Source organism: Sulfurimonas sp., from assembly GCF_027056685.1.
GTDB lineage: Bacteria > Campylobacterota > Campylobacteria > Campylobacterales > Sulfurimonadaceae > Sulfurimonas.
This window is the reverse complement of record NZ_JALUKE010000038.1, coordinates 1-1,571: the sequence shown is the minus strand read 5'-3', so window position 1 is coordinate 1,571 and position 1,571 is coordinate 1. Positions and strand designations below refer to the sequence as shown.

Annotated in this window: 3 protein-coding genes; all 3 read right to left on the bottom strand. The window is 31.8% G+C overall.

Annotated features, from left to right (window positions below; genetic code table 11):
* Positions 1 to 347, bottom strand: a 347-nt coding sequence (locus MVY38_RS01420) for a thioredoxin family protein (protein ID WP_297482670.1), incomplete at its 3' end; no start/stop codon positions are given.
* Complete coding sequence (locus MVY38_RS01415; RefSeq protein ID WP_297482668.1) at positions 344 to 658, bottom strand: hypothetical protein; 315 nt, start codon at positions 656 to 658, stop codon at positions 344 to 346. The genes MVY38_RS01415 and MVY38_RS01420, both read right to left, overlap by 4 nt.
* Positions 651 to 1,571 (bottom strand): cation diffusion facilitator family transporter (locus MVY38_RS01410; RefSeq protein ID WP_366939735.1); only part of this gene is annotated, 921 nt, incomplete at its 5' end. The genes MVY38_RS01410 and MVY38_RS01415, both read right to left, overlap by 8 nt.

The following is a 1,571-nucleotide window of genomic DNA, read 5'->3' as shown; positions in this document are numbered from 1 at the left end:
ATAATACCCATATGAGTATCAACAACACTGCCATTATTATCTAAATATTTTTGAGTAGGTATCATTCTTACTTTGAATTTTTCAGCACTCTTTTTATCTTCATAAATATCTATAAAATAGATATTACTTTTTGGGTATTTCTCTTTAATCTTATAAAGTATTTTCCCCATAGCTATACAACTCCGACAGTGAGTAGCTCCAAACTCCAACATCATAGGCTCTTTTCCTACTTTTTTTTCAATTTCTGAAAATGGTGTTGCTTGTAACATAGGCTCATCTGCAAAAGCATTAACAGTGCTAAGTCCAAATATTGCTAAAAACATAACAAATAGTTTTTTTACTTTCATCTTTTATCTCCTTCTAAAAATTTAAATTTTGCTGTAATCTCTTCAGTATCTATGAGTCCTTCGATAAATATCATATCATCAAGAGTAAGTGTGGGGTCTTTTGTTATCCCTTTTTCTATCGCTTTTTGAGTAGCATACTCATAAGAAAACTCAACTCGAAGAGACAGATGTTTAATAGCACAACTTAGACGTTTTGACAATTTAGCACAGAGTACTTTATCGCCGTACAAAACTGCTTTAAAAAATGGATAATCCATTTTATCAGCATTTAAAATTTCGCCATTACCCATGGTATGACACGCTTCACTCATTTTCTTCCTTTGCAATAATACTTTTGTTATCATCTCTATGGTATTCACATTGTAAAATTGTATGTTCTATATTGAAATTATCATGAAGCTTCTGCTCTAGCACTTCAATAACTCTATTTGATACTGAGAGCAAGAGGTCTTCTTTAAAATCAAGATGTGCTTCAAAATGAATACGATGGTCATCTAAACGCCATACATGAACATGATGGACACCTTCTATTTCGTCTTCTTCTTTGATGAGTGCCACAACTTTTTGTACATCTATCTCTTTTGGCGTAAATTGCATTAAAATAGCACTACTCTCTTTAATTAAATCAAAAGAAGCCCAAATAAGATAGAGTGCAATAAGAACAGAGATAAGTGGGTCTATCCAAAAAATCTCAAAATAGTACATCAATACTCCACCAACTACAATAGCAACAGATGTCATTACATCAGTGAGTAGATGTAAATAGGCAGCTTTTATGTTCATATTGTCATGTGCATCATCTTTTACAAGTACTACACTTGCACTATTAAGAATAATACTTAATATTCCTAAAGCTATAACCCATATAGAATTAATAGCTTCGGGATGATAAAATTTATGAAATGCTTCAACTATTAGAAATATAGCAATACAAATGAGTACAGAGGCGTTAAAAAGTGATGCTAATATCTCTGCTCGTTTGTAGCCAAATGTTTTTGATTCACTATTTTCTCGTCCTGCAAGACGATTTGCAAAATAAGCAATAAAAAGTGCGACTACATCAGTAAAATTGTGCATTGCATCACTTAATAGTGCAAGTGAACCTGAAAAAATTCCACCAATAACTTGTGAAATAGTAATGATGATATTTAAAACGATTGTGATAAAAAGGTTTTTACCACTTACCTTGTGCTGATGGTGTTCGCTCATAATTTTTTCTTCATA